This window comes from Mixta mediterraneensis, assembly GCF_014946725.1.
Classification (GTDB): Bacteria; Pseudomonadota; Gammaproteobacteria; order Enterobacterales; family Enterobacteriaceae; genus Pantoea; species Pantoea mediterraneensis.
The window spans coordinates 663,138-678,267 of sequence record NZ_JACFXY010000001.1; the positions used below are offsets into that span (position 1 = coordinate 663,138).

At 53.0% G+C, this 15,130-nt stretch carries 9 protein-coding genes; 3 read left to right on the forward strand and 6 right to left on the reverse strand.

What is annotated here, in order from left to right; all coding sequences use genetic code 11:
- A complete protein-coding gene (locus tag H2P46_RS03335; protein ID WP_193403779.1) occupies window positions 1-1,197 on the forward strand; it encodes a sialidase family protein in 1,197 nt (398 codons plus the stop codon).
- Window positions 1,197-1,877 (forward strand): SDR family NAD(P)-dependent oxidoreductase, encoded by a 681-nt coding sequence (locus H2P46_RS03340; protein WP_193403942.1) that lies wholly within the window; start codon window positions 1,197-1,199, stop codon window positions 1,875-1,877. The genes H2P46_RS03335 and H2P46_RS03340 overlap by 1 nt, the downstream gene beginning before the upstream one ends.
- A 22-nt stretch (window positions 1,878-1,899) precedes the next feature.
- Here H2P46_RS03340 and yacL read toward each other — a convergent pair whose 3' ends face one another.
- The 6 genes from yacL to pdhR all read right to left on the reverse strand — a co-directional run bounded on the left by yacL (window position 1,900) and on the right by pdhR (window position 12,871).
- Window positions 1,900-2,274, reverse strand: coding sequence for a protein YacL (yacL, locus tag H2P46_RS03345; RefSeq protein ID WP_193403780.1), 375 nt, complete (start codon window positions 2,272-2,274; stop codon window positions 1,900-1,902).
- 192 nt (window positions 2,275-2,466) lie between these two features.
- A complete protein-coding gene (acnB, locus tag H2P46_RS03350; protein ID WP_193403781.1) occupies window positions 2,467-5,064 on the reverse strand; it encodes a bifunctional aconitate hydratase 2/2-methylisocitrate dehydratase in 2,598 nt (865 codons plus the stop codon).
- 650 nt (window positions 5,065-5,714) lie between these two features.
- Window positions 5,715-7,139, reverse strand: a complete 1,425-nt coding sequence (gene lpdA / locus H2P46_RS03355; protein ID WP_193403943.1) for a dihydrolipoyl dehydrogenase — start codon at window positions 7,137-7,139, stop codon at window positions 5,715-5,717.
- A 303-nt stretch (window positions 7,140-7,442) separates the two neighbouring features.
- Complete coding sequence (gene aceF, locus H2P46_RS03360) at window positions 7,443-9,323, reverse strand: pyruvate dehydrogenase complex dihydrolipoyllysine-residue acetyltransferase (protein WP_193403782.1); 1,881 nt, start codon at window positions 9,321-9,323, stop codon at window positions 7,443-7,445.
- Between the two features lie 14 nt (window positions 9,324-9,337).
- Window positions 9,338-12,004, reverse strand: a complete 2,667-nt coding sequence (gene aceE, locus H2P46_RS03365) for a pyruvate dehydrogenase (acetyl-transferring), homodimeric type (protein ID WP_193403783.1) — start codon at window positions 12,002-12,004, stop codon at window positions 9,338-9,340.
- 102 nt (window positions 12,005-12,106) lie between these two features.
- The gene (pdhR, locus tag H2P46_RS03370; RefSeq protein WP_193403784.1) at window positions 12,107-12,871 is read right to left on the reverse strand and encodes a pyruvate dehydrogenase complex transcriptional repressor PdhR; all 765 of its coding nucleotides are present in this window, start codon (window positions 12,869-12,871) and stop codon (window positions 12,107-12,109) included.
- A 517-nt stretch (window positions 12,872-13,388) separates the two neighbouring features.
- On the opposite strand from pdhR, the gene aroP reads away from it, so the two are divergent.
- Window positions 13,389-14,744, forward strand: coding sequence for an aromatic amino acid transporter AroP (gene aroP, locus H2P46_RS03375; protein ID WP_193403785.1), 1,356 nt, complete (start codon window positions 13,389-13,391; stop codon window positions 14,742-14,744).
- Window positions 14,745-15,130 lie beyond the last annotated feature (386 nt).

Sequence of the window (15,130 nt, forward strand, 5' to 3'; positions counted from 1 at the left end):
ATGACTCAGGAAACCGTCACCGTAGAGCGCACCGGCCAGGTCGCACCCCATCCGCAGGATGCCGCGCAGCAGGTCGCGATGCTGCCTTCACACTGCGTACAAAATCATGCTGCAAATTTGTTGCCACTGCCGAATGGCGATCTGCTTTGCGTCTGGTTTGGTGGCACTCAGGAAGGGATTGCGGATATTTCAGTGTGGTGTTCGCGGTTGGTCAATGGCAGCAAACAGTGGAGTGATGCTGAAAAGCTGTCGGACGATCCCAGCCGATCAGAGCAAAATCCCGTACTGTTCCTCGATCCTGATCAGGTGTTGTGGCTAATGTGGACGGCACAAAAATCGGGCAATCAGGACACCGCGATCGTGCGTTATCGCCAGTCACGTGACTTTGGTCGCAGCTGGGGCGCCATTGACACGCTGCTGAATAAACCCGGCACCTTTATCCGTCAGCCAATGATCGTGCTGCCTAATGGCAACTGGCTGCTGCCAGTGTTTTACTGCCTGACACAGCCGGGCGAAAAATGGGTGGGCAGTTATGACGTCAGCGCCGTGAAGATTTCTGAGGATAAAGGCCAGACCTGGCGTGATGTTGCCGTACCTGACAGTATCGGCTGCGTGCACATGAACGTTACATTACTGGATGACGGTTCGCTGCTGGCGCTGTATCGCAGCCGCTGGGCCGATCATATTTATCAAAGCCGTTCTGTCGATCATGGCGAAAGCTGGAGCGCGCCACAGCCGCTGTCATTGCCCAACAACAACTCATCGATTCAGGTTACCACCCTGCGCAACGGCCATCTGGCGCTGGTATTCAACGCCATGAGCGCCGAAGGAGCCAGCGAGCGTCGCCTGTCGCTGTATGACGAGATCGAAGATGATGACGATGATGTTGCCGTAGCGGTGGCCGTTGAACCGGTGGTGCGTTCCGGTCGCAGCGCGTTCTGGGGAGCGCCGCGTGCGCCAATGACGCTGGCGATCTCTCGCGATGGCGGTAAAAGCTGGCCGTTGCAGCGCAATCTGGATGAGGGCGATGGCTATTGCATGACTAACAATTCGCAGCAGAAGTTAAACCGTGAGTTCTCATACCCCAGTATCAAACAGGGCGCAGACGGCGAGTTGCATATCGCTTACACCTATTTCCGCCAGGCGATTAAATATGTGCGTGTGAAGGAGTCCTGGGTACAAGGCGGTGACGCGTGATGGCTAAAACGGCGCTGGTCACCGGCGCCAGCTCGGGCATCGGTCAGGCAATTGCTAGCACGTTGCTGGCACAGGGCTGGCAAGTGATCGGCCTGAGCCGTTCGGCGATTCAGCACGAGCATCCGGCGCTACGCACTTATCAGGTAGATATTAGTGACGCCACAGCGCTGCAGACGTTACTGGCACAGCTGCCTGTACCGCAAGCCGTGGTTCATGCTGCTGGAATGATGCAGGCCGCACCGCTGGGCGAACTGGATTTGAACGCCAGCGCGCGATTGTGGCAGTTACATATCGCGGCGGCGGAACAGCTGGCGAACCATTACGCTCCGCAAATGCAGCCAGGCGGCAGGATGGTACTGCTCGGCAGCCGCACCTCACGTGGTGCGGCCGGTCGAAGCCAGTATGTTGCCACCAAGTCGGCGATGGTGGGCATGGTACGGAGCTGGGCGGCAGAACTGGCGCCGCGCGGCGTTACGGCAAATATTGTGGCGCCGGGCGCAACGGAAACGTCGATGCTAAAACAGCCGGGACGAGAGAGCTCGCCGCCCAAATTGCCGCCGATTGGTCGCTATATCCAGCCGCAGGAAGTGGCTGAAGTGGTGAGTTTTTTATTGTCGCCCGCTGCGGCAGCGATTACCGGTCAGGAGCTGGTGATATGCGGCGGCGCATCGCTCCTCTGAATGCAGGGGCGGTGCAAGCCGCTCAGTTTTTGCTGCCGTATTGCTGCAAAAACTGACGATAAGCGGCGATCACCGCCAGAAAATCTTCGACGCCACAGAATGACAGGCTCTCTTCGTCGTAATAATTCATGCCCTCTTCCATGCCGTCATCTTCCAGCGCCAGCAGGTTGGCACGAATCATCACCTCTTCTTCATCCAGCAAAAGCGTGTATTCGCTGCCGATGCGCTGCCATTGCCGCACGCTTCCCTTTACATCCTCAGCGGCGGCCTCGACTTCATCCAGTAAGCCGGGATCATTTCGGACCTCTTCATTGAACCAGTGACCGACCGCTTCGTGATCCATCGACATGCGCACCTTTATCTGGCCCGTCACATCGCGTAAGAACTCATATTCCATCGCCTTTTCCTCTCAACGTTGTTGCGTCACGTTGCTTTCTCTGAGTGTTAACGCTGACTCAGCAACAAAGTGTGACAAGGCGCGCATTATTACAGGCTATGCGGCGAAATCCAGTTTTTCCTGGCGATACCCCGCCTGCTCTGGACGAAAAAAAGGGGCGAATCGTCGCCCCTTTTTGCTTCCTGTGAGGGATCAAACCGCAGTCTGGAAAATCACACCGTCGGCTTTTTCAGTGTACTGATTTAACTGGTCGAAGTTGAGGTAGCGGTATGTGTCGCTGGCAGTTTTATCCACCTGCGCCATGAACTGCTGATATTCGTCCGGGGTAGGCAATTTACCTAACAGTGACGATACCGCAGCCAGCTCTGCTGACGCCAGGAAGACGTTCGCGCCGGTGCCCAGACGGTTCGGGAAGTTACGGGTGGAAGTCGATACCACCGTTGCGCCATCCGCTACACGCGCCTGGTTACCCATGCACAGTGAACAGCCGGGGATCTCGATACGCGCGCCGCTCTTACCAAACACGCTGTAATAGCCCTCTTCTGTCAGCTGAGCCGCATCCATTTTAGTTGGCGGAGCCACCCAAAGACGCGTCGGCAACTGACCTTTATGGCTGTCGAGCAATTTACCCGCCGCACGGAAGTGACCAATGTTGGTCATACACGAACCGATGAACACTTCGTCAATTTTCTCGCCCTGTACGTCGGACAACCAACGCGCGTCGTCAGGATCGTTTGGTGCACACAGAATCGGCTCTTTGATCTCAGCCAGATCGATGTCGATAATGGCGGCGTATTCGGCATCCGCATCGGCTTCGAGCAGCTGTGGTTCGTCCAGCCATTTCTGCATACCTTCGATACGACGCTCCAGCGTGCGACGATCGCCGTAGCCTTCTGCAATCATCCACTTCAACAGCACGATATTAGAGCTCAGATATTCCTTGATCGGTGCCTGATCCAGCTTGATGGTACAGCCAGCGGCAGAACGTTCGGCTGACGCATCGGTCAGTTCAAACGCCTGCTCAACTTTCAGGTCCGGTAAACCTTCGATTTCGAGGATGCGACCAGAGAAGATGTTTTTCTTACCTTTCTTCTCAACGGTCAGCAAACCTTGCTTGATCGCGTACAGCGGGATCGCATGTACCAGATCGCGCAGAGTAATACCCGGTTCCATTTTACCTTTGAAACGCACCAGCACTGATTCCGGCATATCGAGCGGCATTACGCCAGTCGCAGCCGCAAATGCTACCAGGCCAGAACCCGCCGGGAACGAAATACCAATGGGGAAACGCGTATGGGAATCACCACCTGTGCCGACGGTATCAGGCAGCAGCATACGGTTCAGCCATGAGTGGATCACGCCGTCGCCAGGACGCAGCGAAACGCCGCCACGGTTCATAATGAAGTCTGGCAGCGTATGGTGAGTATTGACGTCAACCGGTTTCGGGTAAGCAGCGGTGTGGCAGAACGACTGCATCACCAAATCGGCAGAGAAGCCAAGGCACGCCAGATCCTTCAGTTCATCACGGGTCATTGGCCCGGTGGTGTCCTGCGAACCCACTGACGTCATTTTTGGTTCACAATAGGCACCAGGACGGACGCCTTCAGTACCACAAGCACGGCCTACCATTTTTTGCGCCAGCGAGTAACCGCGAGTGCTTTTCACCACGTCCTTCGCCTGACGGAACAGAGTGCTGTGTGGCAAACCAAGCGACTCACGCGCTTTGCTGGTCAGGCCGCGACCGATAATCAGCGGAATACGGCCACCAGCGCGTACTTCATCAATCAGCACGTCCGTTTTCAGCTCGAAGCTGGCCAGCAGGTCGCCGGTTTCGTGGTTACGCACTTCGCCTTTGTATGGATAGATGTCGATAACATCACCCATATTCATTTCGTTAACATCGACTTCAATTGGCAGCGCACCCGCATCTTCCATGGTGTTGAAGAAGATAGGTGCGATTTTGCCGCCCAGCACCACGCCGCCGCCTTTTTTATTTGGCACGTTCGGGATGTCGTCACCCATAAACCACAGCACCGAGTTGGTGGCGGATTTACGCGATGAACCGGTACCGACAACGTCACCAACATAAGCCAGCGGGAAACCTTTGGCCTGCAGCGCTTCAATCTGTTTGATGGGGCCGATATTGCCTGCTTCATCCGGCTCAATGCCTTCACGGGCATTTTTCAGCATCGCTAATGCGTGCAGGGGAATGTCTGGACGTGACCAGGCATCCGGGGCCGGAGACAGATCATCCGTGTTGGTTTCACCCGTCACTTTGAAAACCGTCACGGTGATTTTTTCTGCCAGTTCCGGGCGAGACAGATACCATTCAGCATCAGCCCAGGATTGCATCACCTGCTTAGCATATTCGTTGCCCGCTTTAGCTTTCTCTTCAACATCGTAGAAGCTGTCGAACATTAGCAGCGTGTGCGAAAGTTCTTTCGCGGCGACAGGGGCCAGTTTGGCATCATCAAGGGCTTCAATCAGCGGATGGATGTTGTAACCGCCTTGCATGGTGCCAAGCAGTTCAACCGCTTTTTCAGGGGATACCAGAGGAGAGGTTGCTTCACCCTTAGCGACAGCCGCCAGGAATCCAGCCTTAACATACGCCGCTTCATCGACGCCGGGTGGGACACGGTTGACCAACAGATCGATCAAAAATTCTTCTTCACCCGCAGGTGGGGTTTTTAGCAGTTCAACCAGCGCGGCCATTTGGGAAGCATCTAAAGGCTTAGGTACGATCCCCTGGGCTGCACGCTCAGCAACGTGCTTACGGTATTCTTCTAGCACGACGTTCTCCTCGCTCTCATTGTATGGGTTTCCGGTGCACCCTAATGACAAAGCATTCCGTGAGTAGGGTAAGGTGCCCGGTTCCGCGTGGGGCAGCATAGCAGGATTTCGCTCGATTGTTAATCTGTTTACAAAAAAGCAACATTGCTAGCTTCTGCAGCAGAATGAACTGGAAAACGCGGCTGAAACAAAAAAAAGCAAGGCAGGACATTTCCGCGTTTTTCGCTGTCACTGACGAAATTAGAGATGAATGGCTTCCCCGACTGTCGCAAGGAGATGGCGTGCAGCCTGACGCTTTTCTCGTCAGGCTGAGCAGCATTCATCGGATGCAGCATAACATCGGTTGCCGCGCGGTGAGCTTTCAGAGGATAAAGCTGGCTGGCAACTGAGCGGTTAAGCGACCACCGCCCTGGGCTAAAACCGGCACCCATGCCCTGTCTGCTGTGGGAGTATCATAACTTCGCGCCATCCCAGTCCGTTTATTCACTAACTTCTGGTTATGCTCTGCGGGCTGGGACCGGAAATGCCGGGAAGACCAGCAAACGCTTAAGCCAAGACTGAGGCCGCTCAGGCACACTTTTATTTATTCTGTGAAAAGTTATATAAAAAACGGCCCCTTACGGAGCCGTTAATTTACAGGCTAAAAGCGCTTATTTCTTTTTCGCTTTTGCATTTGGCAAGTCGGTGATGCTGCCTTCAAACATTTCTGCCGCCAGACCGACAGATTCATGCAGCGTTGGGTGAGCATGGATGGTCAGAGCAATATCTTCTGCATCGCAGCCCATCTCAATCGCCAGACCGATTTCGCCTAACAGCTCGCCGCCGTTCGTCCCGACAATCGCGCCACCAATCACGCGGTGCGTTTCTTTGTCGAAAATCAGCTTGGTGATACCGTCTGCACAATCAGAAGCGATAGCGCGGCCAGAAGCAGCCCACGGGAACGTGGCGGTTTCATAGCTGATGCCTTTCTCTTTCGCTTCTTTCTCGGTCAGGCCAACCCAGGCAACTTCCGGCTCGGTGTAGGCAATAGACGGGATCACTTTCGGATCGAAGTAATGCTTCAGACCTGAAATCACTTCTGCCGCCACATGACCTTCATGGACGCCTTTATGCGCCAGCATCGGTTGACCCACAATATCGCCGATAGCGTAGATATGCGGCACGTTAGTACGCATTTGCTTATCAACGCGGATAAAGCCACGGTCATCGACTTCCACGCCCGCTTTACCAGCATCAAGGCCTTTACCGTTCGGTACGCGACCAATCGCCACCAGCACGGCGTCGTAACGCTGGGCATCAGCCGGTGCTTTTTTCCCTTCCATAGAAACGTAAACGCCGTCGTCTTTTGCTTCGACAGCCGTCACTTTGGTTTCCAGCATCAGGTTAAACTGTTTGCTAATACGTTTGGTAAAGACTTTTACCACGTCTTTATCAGCGGCAGGAATAACCTGATCGAACATCTCGACCACGTCAATTTTTGAACCCAGTGCGTGATAAACGGTGGCCATTTCCAGACCGATGATACCGCCGCCCATTACCAGCAGACGCTTAGGCACCTCTTTCAATGCCAGCGCATCGGTTGAATCCCACACGCGTGGATCGTCATGAGGAATAAATGGCAGTTCGATTGGACGTGAACCCGCAGCAATAATGGCGTTATCAAAGTTAATGGTGGTTGCGCCACCCTCACCTTCTACTACCAGCGTGTTGGCACCGGTGAATTTACCCAGGCCATTTACCACTTTGACTTTACGCCCCTTCGCCATGCCCGCGAGGCCGCCAGTCAACTGGTTGATAACTTTATCTTTCCAGCTGCGAATTTTGTTAATATCAGTAGATGGCTGACCAAACACGATGCCGTGTTCTTCGAGCGCTTTCGCCTCTTCGATCACTTTCGCGACGTGCAGCAGCGCTTTAGACGGGATACAGCCTACGTTCAGACAAACACCGCCGAGGGTGTTGTAACGTTCGACCAGTACGGTTTCCAGACCTAAATCAGCGCAACGGAAGGCTGCAGAGTAACCTGCAGGACCAGCCCCAAGTACCACGACTTGAGTTTTAATCTCTGTACTCATCATGACCTCTTATTAGATTTCCGGCGGGTCAGACGTTGAGCCTATCCCATTAGGCGAGTTCACTGGCCATTTTGCGAACGGGCAGTACTCAAACACCTCACGTACATCCAGTACGGTGCGGAGCCTGAGCGCAGGCCTGCCACAAACTGACTGCGCCAGTTACGCCTAATGGAATAGGCTCAGAATGCCCTTCTTCCACCGGGACACTTTCACCGCAAGAGTTTACAGAATTGTTAACAAACTGCCAACCGCGGTGCCACGAATGCCTACAAGAAGGCCGGCATCAGCCGGCCTTTTTTATCTTTACATTACCAGACGACGAATGTCTGACAGCATATTGCCGATAATGGTGATGAAACGCGCACCATCAGCACCGTCAATCACGCGGTGATCAAAGGAAAGAGAGATTGGCATCATCAGACGAGGCATAAACTCTTTACCATTCCACACCGGCTCCATCGCAGATTTGGAAACGCCAAGGATAGCCACTTCCGGCGCATTAACAATCGGCGCAAAGTGCGTCGTTCCCAGGCCGCCCAGGCTGGAAATAGTGAAGCATCCGCCCTGCATATCCCCCGCCGTCAGCTTGCCGTCACGCGCTTTTTTCGAGGTTGCCATCAGCTCACGCGACAGCTCGGTGATGCCTTTTTTGTTCACATCTTTAAAGACGGGAACAACCAGTCCATTTGGCGTATCAACCGCCACCCCGATATTGATGTATTTTTTCAGCGTCAGTTTCTGCGCATCTTCCGACAGTGAACTATTGAAGCGTGGCATCTGCTCAAGAGCAGCCGCAACCGCTTTCATGATAAACACCACAGGGGTGTATTTCACATCCAGCTTACGCTTCTCAGCTTCGGCGTTCTGTTGCTTACGGAAAGCTTCCAGATCGGTAATATCGGTTTTGTCGAAATGCGTAACGTGCGGAATGACCACCCAGTTACGGCTCAGATTCGCTCCCGAAATTTTCTGGATACGACCCAGTTCCACTTCTTCGATTTCGCCAAACTTGCTGAAGTCTACCTTCGGCCATGGCAGCATACCGGGCAATCCGCCACCGCTGGTCGCGGTCGGTGCGGCTTCGGCGCGTTTCACCGCATCTTTAACGTAAGACTGCACGTCCTCTTTCAGGATGCGGCCTTTGCGGCCCGTGCCTTTGACTTTTGCCAGGTTAACGCCGAACTCACGTGCCAGACGGCGGATAACCGGCGTGGCATGGACGTAAGCATCGTTCTCAGCGAATTCGCCTTTGGCTTCTGTTGGCGCTGGTGCCGCTGCTGCCGGTTTAGCTTCCGTTTTCGCAGGGGCTGCGGCTTCCTGTTTCGCTGCCGCAGGGGCTGCGCCTTCCACTTCAAACACCATGATAAGTGAGCCGGTGCTGACTTTATCGCCCGTCGCCACTTTCAGTTCTTTCACTGTGCCGGCGAACGGAGCAGGGACCTCCATCGACGCCTTGTCGCCTTCAACCACAATCAGTGATTGCTCAGCTTCAATTTTGTCGCCAACTTTTACCAGCACTTCGGTCACTTCAACTTCATCGCCGCCAATATCTGGCACGTTAACGTCTTTTGCGCCCGCTGCGGCGGCGGGTGCCGTCGCGGCTTCCTCTGTCACTTCTGGCCTGGCCGCCGCGGCTGGTGCTGCGCCTTCAGCTTCAAATACCATAATGTGAGAGCCGGTATTCACTTTGTCGCCGGTAGCGATTTTAATCTCTTTTACCACCCCGGCGAACGGAGCCGGAACTTCCATTGACGCTTTGTCACCTTCAACGACGATCAGCGATTGTTCGGCTTCAACTTTGTCCCCGACCTTCACCAGAATCTCGGTGACTTCAACTTCATCACCGCCAATATCAGGCACATTGACGTCTTTGCTGGCAGTTGAAGCAGCAGGTGCCGGTGCGGCTTCGGCTTTTTTCTCTTCTGCTGGCGCCGGTGCCGCTTCCGCTGCACCTTCGGCATCAAACATCATGATCAGCGAGCCGGTTTCGACTTTATCGCCGGTAGCGATTTTAATCTCTTTTACCACGCCAGCCTGCGGTGAAGGCACTTCCATCGAAGCTTTGTCGCCTTCCACAGTAATCAGTGACTGCTCGGCTTCTACCTTATCGCCAATTTTGACCAGAATCTCGGTGACTTCAACTTCATCAGACCCGATGTCCGGTACCTTAATTTCTATAGCCATTACTCTTTTACCTCTTAAGCCAGACGCGGGTTAACTTTATCGGCATCGATATTGAACTTAACGATGGCTTCCGCTACTGCTTTTTTATCAACTTCGCCACGTTTAGCCAGTTCACCCAGTGCCGCAACCACCACGTAAGAAGCATCCACTTCGAAGTGATGACGCAGGTTCTCACGGCTGTCCGAACGGCCAAAGCCGTCGGTGCCCAGCACGCGATAATCGCTGGCTGGTATATAGCTGCGAACCTGCTCAGCAAACAGCTTCATATAGTCGGTAGACGCAACCGCTGGCGCATCGTTCATGACCTGTGCGATATAAGGCACACGTGCCTCTTCAGTCGGATGCAGCATATTCCAGCGTTCACAATCCTGGCCATCACGCGCCAGTTCGGTGAATGAGGTTACGCTGTAGACGTCAGAACAGATGCCATAGTCTTTCGCCAGGATCTGCGCCGCCTCACGTACATGACGCAGGATTGAACCTGAACCCAGCAGCTGAACTTTACCTTTGCTGCCTTCCACTGTCTCCAGCTTGTAGATACCTTTGCGGATGCCCTCTTCAGCACCTTTCGGCATCGCCGGCATATGGTAGTTTTCGTTCAGCGTGGTGATGTAGTAGTAAATATTTTCCTGCGCTTCGCCATACATGCGAGTCAGGCCGTCTTGCATGATAACTGCCACTTCGTAGGCGTAAGACGGATCGTAAGAAATACAGTTCGGGATAGTCAGCGACTGAATGTGGCTGTGACCATCTTCGTGCTGCAAACCTTCACCATTCAGCGTAGTACGTCCAGACGTGCCACCAACCAGGAAACCGCGTGCCTGTTGGTCGCCCGCCAGCCACATCAAATCACCAATACGCTGGAAACCAAACATTGAGTAATAGATGTAGAACGGGATCATCGGCAGGTTATTCGTGCTGTAAGAGGTCGCCGCCGCCAGCCAGGATGAACCTGCACCCAGCTCGTTGATGCCTTCCTGCAGAATCTGACCTTTCTCGTCTTCTTTATAATAAGCAACCTGCTCGCGGTCCTGCGGCGTATACTGCTGACCGTTCGGGCTATAAATACCAATCTGACGGAACAGACCTTCCATACCAAAGGTACGCGCTTCGTCCGCCAGGATCGGAACCAGACGATCTTTGATCGATTTGTGCTTCAGCATCACGTTCAGCGCACGCACGAAAGCAATCGTGGTAGAAATTTCTTTGTTCTGCTCTTCCAGCAGCGCACCGAAATCTTCCAGCGTCGGCATTTCCAGCTTCTCTGTAAATTTCGCCTGGCGTGTAGGCAGATAACCACCCAGTTTTTCACGCTGGCCATGGAGATAGCTGTACTCTTCGGAGCCTTTTTCAAATGTCACATAAGGCAGATTTTCAATCTTGTCATCGGCCACCGGTACATTGAAGCGATCGCGGATGTAACGCACACCGTCCATATTCATCTTTTTCACCTGGTGGGCAATGTTTTTGCCTTCCGCGGTGTCGCCCATACCATAACCTTTGATGGTGTGCGCCAGAATCAGAACCGGTTTACCTTTGGTTTCCTGCGCCTTTTTCAGCGCCGCGTAGATTTTCTTCGGATCGTGACCGCCACGGTTCAGTGCCCAGATTTCATCATCGGACATGTCTTTAACCAGCTCGGCAGTTTCGGGATATTTACCGAAGAAGTGCTCACGCACATAGGCACCGTCGCGTGACTTGAAGGTCTGATAGTCGCCGTCAACGGTTTCATTCATCAGCTGGATCAGTTTACCGCTGGTGTCTTTACGCAGCAGCTCATCCCAGCGGCCCCCCCAAATAACCTTGATAACTTCCCAGCCAGCACCAGCAAAGATGCCTTCCAGTTCATTGATAATTTTGCCATTACCAGTAACCGGACCATCCAGACGCTGCAGGTTGCAGTTGATGATGAACACCAGGTTATCCAGTTTTTCACGGGTAGCAATGGTAATTGCACCTTTAGATTCTGGCTCATCCATCTCACCATCACCCAAGAAGGCGTAAACGGTTTGCGCTGAGGTGTCTTTCAGGCCGCGATGTTCCAGATATTTCAGGAATTTCGCCTGATAGATTGCCGACAGTGGGCCAAGGCCCATGGAAACGGTTGGGAACTGCCAGAATTCCGGCATCAGTTTCGGATGCGGATAGGATGACAGGCCATTGCCATGTACTTCCTGGCGGAAGTTGTTCATCTGCTCTTCGGTCAAACGCCCTTCGAGGAACGCACGCGCATAGATGCCCGGTGAAATATGGCCCTGGAAGTAAACCAGGTCACCGCCGTCTTTGTCATTGCGCGCGCGGAAGAAGTGGTTAAAACACACTTCAAAGATAGTGGCAGAAGACTGAAAAGAAGAGAGATGGCCGCCCAGCTCCAGATCTTTTTTCGATGCGCGCAGCACCGACATGATGGCGTTCCAGCGGATTGCGGAACGGATACGACGCTCAAGAGAGGTATTGCCCGGATAATCCGGTTCATCTTCAACGGCAATAGAGTTGATGTAGTTGCTGATTGCAGATGAACCGGCAGCAACTTTCACGCCGCCTTTGCGGGCTGCACCCAGTACCTGATCAATCAGGTACTGCGCACGTTCTACACCTTCTTCACGGATGACCGATTCGATCGCCTGTAGCCAGTCACGAGTTTCAATCGGATCCACGTCATTGTGTAAACGTTCTGACATGGGTGTGTTCCTTATCTGTGTCTAATACGTTGAATAATCGGGAGCCTGTGAAGCAAAAAGAGACAGGCTCGTCGCACATGTCCGCACGATCTTTGTCGCACGTTATTCCTTACGTTGCTGTAAACGACGTAGGGAGCGTTCTCGACGGCTCTGCTCCCGACTTCTGTCCAGCAAGATTTCCTCAATGAACGCCAGGTGACGGTGTGAAGCCTCGCGTGCTTGTTCCGGCTCACGAGCCACAATCGCCTCAAATATTCTGGCGCGGTGACCACTCACTTTCGCCAGCATTTCCCGACGCGAGTAGAGTAATTCAAAATTCTGGCGGACGTTTTTTTCCAGCATAGGACCCATGGAGCGTAGCAAATGCAAAAGCACGACATTATGGGCCGCTTCTGTGACAGCGATCTGATACTGCATTACTGCGTCCGCTTCGGCGTCTAAATCGCCGCTTTCTTGCGCCTGCTGAATCTGAATATGACAGACACGAATACGCTGTATATCTTCTTCCGTGCCACGTAGCGCCGCGTAATAAGCAGCAATACCTTCAAGCGCGTGACGCGTTTCCAGCAGGTCAAACTGTGATTCCGGATGGTCGGCGAGAAGCTCAACGAGCGGATCGCTCATGCTTTGCCAGAGATGTTCCTGTACAAACGTCCCGCCGCCCTGACGACGCAGCAACAATCCTTTCGCTTCTAAACGCTGGATAGCTTCGCGGAGCGATGGACGTGAGACATCGAATTGTTTGGCGAGTTCGCGCTCGGGGAGCAGCTTCTCCCCCGGATGCAGGGTCCCTTCCATAATCAGGGATTCAAGCTGTTGCTCAATTGCATCGGAGAGCTTGGGTTGGCGAATCTTACTGTAAGCCATCTTCCCTTCTTATCTATGCCAATCGTCCGGAGTAAATTGGTAATACCAATTTCAAAATGGAGTGCGTAAAGTAACAAAGTATTCACCTTGTGTCTATATGGGAACGGGCGCCAAAAATCCCGCGAGTGCGCGCTCTGACGCTAACTTAGCGTTAAAAATATGAAAAATTGCTGTCGCGGGAAATGTTAAATTTTTTCGCTTTTATCACATTTTACGCGCGATTAGCGGTTCCAGATACGGTTTACCATAAGGCAATCGTATGCGTATGAAATGTTTTCTCGTGGCAAAAAATTTGCCCGCTTTGATCGCAGCGCTACGGTGTTTTTTCAGTCAACTCTCAGCACGCAAAGCGAAAGCAGGTGCAAAGCGATGCGCTTATCACTATTCTTGTCGCCAGGGTAGCAATGGGCAACATACAGCACGCCTGATACCGTAAAAAAATCAATACGTTAATGTAACCACTTCCTTACAGCGAATTTGCGCTGCAAACGAAGAATAAAAACATCATGAGGTTTGTATGGAACAACAGCACGGCGACACGCTGAAGCGCGGGCTTAAGAACCGCCATATTCAGCTGATCGCGCTGGGTGGCGCGGTAGGAACCGGCCTGTTTCTGGGCAGCGCATCAGTCATTAAGTCCGCCGGACCGGCCGTTATTCTGGGTTATGCCATTGCCGGCTTTATCGCTTTTCTTATCATGCGTCAGTTAGGAGAAATGGCGGTTGAAGAGCCGGTCGCCGGTAGCTTTAGCCATTTTGCCTATAAGTACTGGGGTAACTTCGCCGGTTTCGCTTCAGGCTGGAATTACTGGGTTCTGTATGTGCTGGTTGCGATGGCCGAGCTCACCGCAGTCGGCAAATACATTCAGTTCTGGTGGCCTGATTTTCCCACCTGGGCTTCTGCGGCCATCTTCTTCGTGATGATTAATGCCATCAACCTGACTAACGTCAAAGTATTTGGCGAGATGGAGTTCTGGTTTGCCATCATTAAAGTTATCGCGGTGATTGGCATGATCCTGTTTGGGGGCTGGCTGTTGTTTAGCGGCCACGGCGGTCCACAAGCCACAGTCAGGAACCTGTGGGAGCAAGGCGGATTCTTCCCGAACGGTCTGAGTGGATTGGTGATGGTGATAGCGATCATCATGTTCTCGTTTGGTGGGCTGGAGTTGGTTGGCATAACGGCAGCAGAAGCCGACAACCCGGAAACCAGCATTCCGAAAGCAACTAACCAGGTCTTGTGGCGTATTCTGATTTTTTATATCGGTTCGCTGGCAGTATTGCTGTCGCTGATGCCGTGGACCCGTGTTACCGCTGAAACCAGCCCGTTCGTTTTTATCTTCCATGAGCTGGGCGATGCAACGGTGGCTAATGCTCTGAACGTGGTGATCCTGACGGCGGCGTTATCGGTCTATAACAGCTGCGTTTACTGCAACAGCCGTATGCTGTTTGGTCTGGCACAGCAAGGCAATGCGCCGAAAGCGCTGCTTAACGTTAACCGTCAAGGCGTGCCGGTGATGACGATTCTGGTGTCTGCGGTTGCCACCGCGCTGTGTGTATTAATCAACTATCTGATGCCGGGAGAAGCTTTTGGCTTGCTGATGTCGCTGGTAGTCTCAGCGCTGGTAATTAACTGGGCAATGATCAGTCTGGCGCACCTGAAATTCCGTAAAAAGAAAGATCAGCAAGGCGTAACGACGCGCTTCAGGGCGCTGTTTTATCCGGTGGGAAACTGGGTTTGCCTGGTATTCCTGGCGGGTATTTTAGCCCTGATGGCCATCACGCCAGGTATGGCTATTTCTGTCTGGTTGATTCCGGTCTGGCTGGTCATTCTGGGTATAGGTTATATGGTTAAGAAACAAACACAGAAAGCCTGACCCCTTACCCGCCGCTGGCGTTTAGCCGGCGGCGGGTGCTCTTTCAGCGACCTCAGCTACACGTCTCTCCACACATACCCAGCCCAGTTTCCTGACAAATTAATCCTCTTCATCTTTGCCGTTCTGACAGACAAGGCGGAACGTTTAAGTCCCTTCTGCATTCAGTTTATAAGCTGCCCATAGCCCCGATGGAACGCCTATTCCTGACAGGGAGATTGCCTAAAGATGAGGATATGACGGGTAAAAGACCGTTCGCTGCTTTGATGTCATGATAAATATATGCGAAGGCTTTTTAAATATAATTTAAAGCCGAAGGATATGGCACTCGCTTTTTAGTATACTGCACACATGTTTTTGACAACGAATTAGTTTAAAATGAAAAATGT